This is a genomic window from Brevibacterium picturae (assembly GCF_030453725.1).
Lineage (GTDB): Bacteria > Actinomycetota > Actinomycetes > Actinomycetales > Brevibacteriaceae > Brevibacterium > Brevibacterium sandarakinum_A.
This window is the reverse complement of sequence record NZ_JAKDJU010000151.1, coordinates 1-7,247: the sequence shown is the minus strand read 5'-3', so window position 1 is coordinate 7,247 and position 7,247 is coordinate 1. Positions and strand designations below refer to the sequence as shown.

The 7,247-nt window shown below is 64.5% G+C and carries 5 protein-coding genes; 2 read left to right on the top strand and 3 right to left on the bottom strand.

Annotated elements, in window-relative coordinates:
* The coding region (locus L0G76_RS12630) for a hypothetical protein (protein WP_304357542.1) at positions 1-225 on the top strand (225 nt) is incomplete at its 5' end.
* Entirely contained in the window at positions 218-592 is a 375-nt protein-coding gene (locus L0G76_RS12625) for a hypothetical protein (RefSeq protein WP_304357541.1), read from the top strand. The genes L0G76_RS12630 and L0G76_RS12625, both read left to right, overlap by 8 nt.
* A 182-nt stretch (positions 593-774) precedes the next feature.
* Here L0G76_RS12625 and hrpA read toward each other — a convergent pair whose 3' ends face one another.
* The 3 genes from hrpA to L0G76_RS12610 all read right to left on the bottom strand — a co-directional run bounded on the left by hrpA (position 775) and on the right by L0G76_RS12610 (position 7,092).
* A complete protein-coding gene (gene hrpA, locus L0G76_RS12620; RefSeq protein WP_304357540.1) occupies positions 775-5,052 on the bottom strand; it encodes an ATP-dependent RNA helicase HrpA in 4,278 nt (1,425 codons plus the stop codon).
* A gap of 62 nt (positions 5,053-5,114) precedes the next feature.
* A complete protein-coding gene (locus tag L0G76_RS12615; protein WP_304357539.1) occupies positions 5,115-5,702 on the bottom strand; it encodes a DinB family protein in 588 nt (195 codons plus the stop codon).
* Positions 5,703-5,748: 46 nt separating this feature from the next.
* Positions 5,749-7,092, bottom strand: a complete 1,344-nt coding sequence (locus L0G76_RS12610; RefSeq protein WP_304357538.1) for an Nramp family divalent metal transporter — start codon at positions 7,090-7,092, stop codon at positions 5,749-5,751.
* Between the last annotated feature and the right edge of the window lie 155 nt (positions 7,093-7,247).

The window sequence follows — 7,247 nt, the reverse complement described above, 5'->3', positions numbered from 1 at the left end:
CGGATGTCCGATCAGTCACAGTTGTCTTCGATGCGTGAAACCGTCATACACCTCCGGCGTCGATGTGCCCGCGATGCCGAAGGTGCGTCCGACGTCGCTCCAGGTGCCGAAGGTGCGTCCGACGTCGCACCAGGTGCCGAAGGTGTGTCCGACGTCGCACCAGGTGCCGAAGGTGTGTCCAGCGTCCTGTCGGATTTCGCGTCTATGCTGGGTGGCGATGACTGAGGAATTTGTCGAATACGCCGGTCGCTCGGAACCGAAGGAACGCCTACTCAAGGCTTTGCCGCTGATCCTCGCGGCGGTCCTCGGCATCCCCTTCCTGGTGCTGGCGATCAAGTTCTCGCTCGAGATCGGTCAGGTCACCAGCTACCTCTTCGACCTCGGAACCTCCGGCTGGGAGGCATTCTCCATGGTGATGCTCAGCCTCTCCGGTGCATTCTGTCTCGTCTTCTACCTCGTCTTCCTCTTCTTCGGTACCCGCCGGCGCACGTGGAAGTGGCGCATCTGGTGGTCCGTCGCTGCTTTCCTCGCCGCCGCGTGTCTGCCCATCTGGTGGCTCCTCAACGGCTACTTCACCACCGGCGCTTCGTAACCTCGGCATCCTGCACGCGGCACCATCTCTTCCACACCCGCGCCCTACCCGCAGCGCCACGTCCTACACATAGCCTCGCTTCTCACCGGGAGTTTCGCACATCACCCCCGCAGCGCCGATACCTCTCGTTGCAACGGCGCGATCAGCGACTAACGGTGAGGGGTGCCCACCAACACGGCCCATTACAGCTGGGCGAGGGCCTTGGCGATCCTCTTCTCCGACACCGGGTGCGCCGTTCCCAGCGAATTCGCGTAGAGGCTGACGCGCAGCTCCTCGAGCATGACGACCACGTCCCGCCAGTCGCTGGGCACCGAGGCCACGATCCGTGACCAATCCGCCTTGGCCAGTTCGGGGTATCTGTTGCCCAGCTTCTTCACCACAGCCTCGGTGCTGCCGCTGATGCGGTCCATGAGCTGCTTGTCACGCATCGGGGAATTCTGCATTCCATCGATGCGGACTATCTCGGCCTGCACCCACCGCGGCAGGTCGCGGACTATCTGCCCGGTCATTGCGGCCACCGACTCCCCCGTGATTCGCGATCCTCGCCATGCCTGCACATCGGCGAGGTTGGACAGGATCGCCAGCGACGAGGCTTTCGATACGAGCCTGTCGAGTTCGGTCGCGGACCGCAGCGCCTTCATCAGGAAAGGCAGCAGCCCCGAGCACATATCGGTCAATGCTGCGTGCATCGCGGTTTCAAGACGCCCGAACTCGTCGGCATCGGCCACCCAGCCGGTCTCCGCGGGCCCCAGCTCGGTCTCGACGATGCTGCGGATTCCAGCCCTGATCAGGGCGTGGAGCATTTCGTCCGAGGTTTTCTGGTGACCGGCGAGGACGAGCTTCTCATCGGTCGTCAGTCCGTCGCGCAGGTACTTCAGCGCCTCGTTCGTGCGCAGGCTCAGCAGGGTGATGAGTCCTTCACGTGAGGCCAGCCGAGCTTGGGCAGCGGTGTCGAAGGCGATGAGGTCGACGCTGGTGCCCCGGTCCACGAGGCCGGGTACAGCGCCGACCTCCGCGTCATCGGGGTTCGCCAGGGCACCGAATGACCATGAGGTCAGCCCGACCTCGGCATTGAATGAGACCTGCTTCGCCCGAGCCTTGCGCACCTGGGGTTTCGCAGTCTTCGTCAGTTTGGTCAGATCCTCGCCGATGCCCACAGTGGTGGTGCCGTCGATGACGCGGAAGCGGATCCGCAGATGGGGTGGGATGCGGTTCCCGTCGAAGTCCTGCGAGCTGACGGTGATGGGCACCAGATCGTTCAGGCCGCCCCCTCCGGCGCGTTCGCTCAGATGTGCGGCGAGCACCTCGGGCAGGGACCCACGATAAGGAGTGAGTACGGCCAGGATGTCGCGGGCGACGTCCGGTGCGGGCACGAAGTACCGGCGCTTGTTCTTCGGCAGCGAGCGAATGTAGGCGGCGACGAGTTCCTCACGCAGCCCCGGGACCTGCCAGGAGAATTCCTCGGAATCCACCAGGGGCACGGCGGCCGCAGGCAGCTCGACGGTCACTCCGTCCTCCGTGCTGCCGGGTTCGAAGGAGTACCGCAGCTTGGCCGTCGAACCGTCGGCCAGCTCCCATTCCATCGGGAAGTCATCGGCCACCGAGGCGGTCAGTTCCTCGCTGTCATCGCTGAGCAGGATCGAGGTGCTCAGATCCAGAAGGTGCGAGTCGCGACGTTTCTGCCCCTTCCACCAGGAACGGAAGTCCGCCGCCGAGGTGATCGTGGCCGGAATCCGCTCATCGTAGAACTCGAAGAGCGCGTCGTCCTGGTCGAGGACCCTGCGGTTGCGTGTGCGTGAGGCCAGCGCCTCCGCCTCGTCGATGACTGACGCATTGTGCTCGAGGAACCCGAAGCGTTCGTGCCAGTCACCGTCGATGAGGCCCTTGCGGATGAACATGTCACGCGCGGCCTCCTGGTCGAAGGTCCCGTAACCGACCCGCCGATCGGACACGAGGGTGACGCCGTAGAGCGAGATCTTCTCATAGACCATCGACCCTCCGGCCTTCTTCGACCAGTGCGGATCCGAGTGCTGCCTGGTCACCAGATCACCGGCGGCTTCGACGACCCAGTCGGGTTCGATCGCTGAGACGGTTCGGGCCCACAGTCTGGAGGTCTCGACGAGTTCCGCGGCCATGACGAAGTCGGGCTTCTTCTTGAACAGGCCCGAACCGGGGAAGATCGCGAAGCGGGTGCCCCGCGCTCCCTGATAGTCCTTGTTCCTCTCCGACCTGGAGCCGATCATCGACAGCAGCCCGGTCAGCAGCGCACGGTGGATGGCCGCGGCGTGCGGGTCGAGCCTCGCGCTGGCAGCACTCTGCCCGGACTTCTCGGCATCCTGTCCGCCGTTCTTCTTCGCGCTGCGTTTCTGCGCACTGAGTTCGGCGAATCCGATCTTGCCGTTCGCGCCGCCCGCCCCCGGCCTCGCTGCGGCGGCGTTCGAAGCGGTCGCCTTCGATCCCTTCACATTCGACGCGGACCCGGGGCCCACCTCGGCGCCGGAGGACGAACCAGCAGTTGCACCTGTCGACGAGGCAGCCCCGGCGGCAGAGGCTTCAACCGGGCGCCACACGGACTTGTTGACGCGGATGCCCGCGGACCCGAGCAGGGACCGAAGCTGGCCGACGAGGTCCTGCCATTCGCGGATGCGCACGAAGTTGAGGAACTCGGCCTTGCACTGACGACGGAACTTCGAACTCGTCAGCGTCGACCGCTGGTCATCCAGGTAATTCCACAGGTTGAGGTAGGACAGGAAGTCGCTGCCCGCGTGGGTGAACCGGGCGTGCTTCTCGTCGGCGGCGGCTCGCACCTCGGTGGGGCGTTCGCGCGGATCCTGAATGGACAGCGCAGCCACGATGACGGTGACCTCTCCCCCGCATCCCGCCTCGGCGCCGGCGATGACCATGCGCGCCAGTCTCGGGTCGATCGGGAGCAGGGACAGCTGCCGACCGGTCGGGGTGACAGTGATCGTGCCGGCCTTGTCGCTGGTCAGTGCGCCCAGTTCGGAGAGCATGGTGCGCCCGTCACGGACTGCTTTGGCCTCCGGCGGGGTGAGGAACGGGAATTCGAGGATCTCCTTGTCACTCGCCGCGAACCCGAGGTCGGCCATCTGCAGGATGACGCTGGCCAGGTTGGTGCGCAGGATCTCGGGGTCGGTGAACTCCTGTCGCGAGTCGAAGTCGGCTTCCGAATACAGGCGGATGCAGATGCCGTCACTGGTACGGCCCGAACGCCCCTTGCGCTGGTTCGCACTCGCCTGGGAGATGCGCTCGATCGGCAGGCGCTGGACCCGAGTGCGGTTGGAGTACCTCGAGATGCGGGCGGTGCCGACGTCGATGACGTACTTGATGCCGGGCACCGTCAGCGAGGTTTCGGCAACGTTCGTGGCCAGCACGAGGCGTGGCCTGGAGTGGGGCTTGAAGACCTTCTGCTGTTCGCCGGCGGAGAGGCGAGCGAAGAGCGGCACGACATCCCAGTTGCTCAGGCGTGGTCGTGTGCGCAGGTGAGCCTCGAGAGCTTCGGCGGTATCACGGATCTCGCGTTCCCCGGAGAGGAAGACGAGGATGTCGCCGGGGGCTTCGGCGCTGAGTTCGTCGAAGGCTGCGATGATGCCCTCTGTCTGATCCTCGGGCCCCGTTTCGTAGCTTCCCGACTCCCCGGGCCCATCGACGTCATCGTCCTCCTCGTCCTCGACGAGCGGACGATAACGGACTTCGACGGGGTAGGTCCGGCCCGCGACTTCGATGATCGGGGCGTCGTCGAAGTGGGCGGCGAAGGACTGCGGGTCGATCGTCGCCGAGGTGATGATGACCTTGAGCTCGGGACGCTTGCCCATCACTTCCTTGAGGTAACCGAGCAGGAAGTCGATGTTGAGGCTGCGTTCGTGGGCCTCGTCGATGATGATGACTTCGTAGTCGCGCAGCAGTTTGTCGCGGGAGAGCTCCGAGAGCAGAATGCCGTCGGTCATGACCTTGACCCGGGTCGAATCCGCGACCTGCGCGGTGAATCGCACCTGGTAGCCGATGGTGGACCCGAGGTCTTCGCCGAGTTCGTCGGCGATGCGATCGGCCACGGTCCTGGCAGCGATTCGCCGAGGCTGGGTGTGCCCGATGAGTCCGTTGACTCCCAGCCCCAGTTCGAGGCAGATCTTGGGCAGCTGGGTGGTCTTTCCCGATCCGGTCTCACCGGCGACGATGACGACCTGATTGTCGCGGATGGCCTCGGCGATCTCGTCCTTGGCAGCGGAGACCGGCAGATTCTCCGGATAGGTGACCTCGACGGGCTGAGCCTTGCGGGCAGCAGTCAGCCGTGCCCGACGTTCGCGGTGTCCGGCCCCGGTGTTCTTGCGTCGCTGATTCTTGCGCCGAGGTGGTCGCTTCGCAGGGCGTGGTGACGGTGTATCCGTCCGTGAGGTCGAGTTATCCGTACCGGGGGTCGACGATGCTGAGTTCTCTTGTGCCATGTCAGTTCCCAGCTTAACGTCTGCTCCCGCCGAGGCGGACGCCGGCGGTCGTGCGGGTGCGCTCAGGCGTTGTCCGCCAGAGTCCGCAGTTCGGCAAGGTATGCGGCCCAGTCCTGGCCCTCGGGCATGTTCGGGTTGCGGGGGTTGAGTCCCACCTGTCCGTCGATGCTCTCGCGAACGATGTCGACCTGCCCCAGATGCCTGGTCAGGTCCACGATGACGTGGACCATGATCTGCTGCAGCGACACAGCAGCCTTCTCGGGTCGCCAATGGGGCACCGTCCCCTGCGCGTCGAGCGTGTGAGTGTCTATCGTCTCGTCGGCGAAGGTCCACACCCGTCGGTAGAAGTCGAGGATGGAGCCCGCAGTTTCCGTCTCCGTGGCATACCAGTCGGCCTGCGGCTCGGACTCGAGCTGCTCATCGGTGAAGGTCTCTTCCGGGTTCGGCCATGGTCTGCCGAAGGTGTCGCCGAAATACCCGATCTCCACGAGCGTCATGTGCTTGACGACGCCCAAGAGGTTGAACCCCGTGGGCGTCTGCGGCATCCGCAGATCCCGTTCGCCGACGCCCTCGAGCTTCCACATCAGATCATTGCGGCTGGCCTGCAGGTGGTTCTTGAGGATCGTCTTCATCGCATCGTCGCGGGGCATGTCTCCATTCTGCCGCGGATGAGTGAAGAAGGACATCCCTCTCCCCTCATCCTCCCCAGAGCGGCGCCAGGCTCGAGTAGAGCTTCTGGCCGCCGAGGACGATGAAGAGCAGCGCTGTGAAGGCCAGCGCTATGTTGGTGTGCAGCTTGTTCGCCCATTTCTTCGGAATCTTCTTGCCGTTGAGGAGACCGAGGAGCGTGATCGCCAGGAACGGCATGAACAGCGACCCGAGCACGCCGTAGGCCAGGATCAGGCCGATCGGCTTGCCCAAGAGGAAGAGGATCATGGGTGGGAAGGTCAGCCACAGCACGTAGAACTTGAAGTACTTTCCACCTGTCAGAGTGTCGGGGTGCCCGGCGGGCTTCTTGCGCATGTGTCCCCAGAAATCGGCGAACATCAGCGACACACCGTTCCACACTCCGATGATCGAGGAGAAGGATGCTGCCCAGAACCCGACGAGGAAACCGGTGCCGACCACATCACCGTATTTGGCTTTGAGCACATCCGAGAGTTCGATCAGTCCCTTGTCATCGGCAGAGATGGAGACTCCGGCGGCGCGGACGACCTCGGCTCCGACGATGAGCATGGCGATGACGAAGATTCCCGTCAGCACGTAGGCCATGGAGTTGTCGATGCGCATCACCCGCATCCACTTGGGCGTGTGCCAGCCCTTCTCACGCAGCCAGTACCCGTATGCGGCGAGGGTGATGGTGCCGCCGACACCACCGGCCAGAGCCAAGGTGTAGATGACGCCGCCTTCCGGGATCAGCGGGATGAGCCCGGTGAGCATGTTCGGCACGTTGGGTACGGCGATGATGGCCAGGCCGACGACGGTGACGAACATGATTCCGACGAGAGCCGCGGTGATCTTCTCGAACACGGAGTATCGCCCGAACCACACCATGGCGAAGCCGGCCAGCCCCATGACCACAGCCCACACCGTGAGGTTGACTCCGGGGAACAGCGCGGCCAGGGGAAGTGCGGCCGAACTCATCGCGGTGGCACCGTAGACGAATCCCCAGATGATGATGTAGGGCCCGAAGTACCAGGTCGTCCATCGGCCCAGAGAGGTCCAACCTTCGAAGATCGTCTTCCCTGTGGCCAGGGTGAATCGGCCCGCACCTTCGACGAGGACGATCTTGAGGATCACACCGACGATCACCGCCCACAGCAGCCCGTATCCGAACTGGCTGCCGGCCACCAGGGTCGCCACCATGTCGGCGGCGCCGACACCGGTCGCAGCAACGACCAGACCGGGTCCGACCACCTTCCATTTCGCTGGACCCTCGGCTTCGGCCACGCCCGTACCGGCATCGGCGCCGGTTCCGTCCCCGGGCCCGTCCCCAGGCCCGGGCCCGGAACTATGCGGGCCGTTCTCATTGTCAGTCATGTCTCGTCTTCACCTTCGTCATCAGCCCTGCCTGTTGCCACCATCACCGGCGAACTCTCCGTCGCGCCCGATGCGCACTGCCGGCGAACTCACGCCAGCAGGCGAACTCACGCCAGCAGGCGAACTTCAGCAGAAATCGTCTTCCTGTGACATGG

Coding starts and splice junctions, on each gene's coding strand:
- L0G76_RS12615 (WP_304357539.1), bottom strand. CDS start 5,702: ATGCCCCGCGACGATGCGATGAAGACGATCCTCAAGAACCACCTGCAG.
- hrpA (WP_304357540.1), bottom strand. CDS start 5,052: ATGGCACAAGAGAACTCAGCATCGTCGACCCCCGGTACGGATAACTCG.
- L0G76_RS12610 (WP_304357538.1), bottom strand. CDS start 7,092: ATGACTGACAATGAGAACGGCCCGCATAGTTCCGGGCCCGGGCCTGGG.
- L0G76_RS12625 (WP_304357541.1), top strand. CDS start 218: ATGACTGAGGAATTTGTCGAATACGCCGGTCGCTCGGAACCGAAGGAA.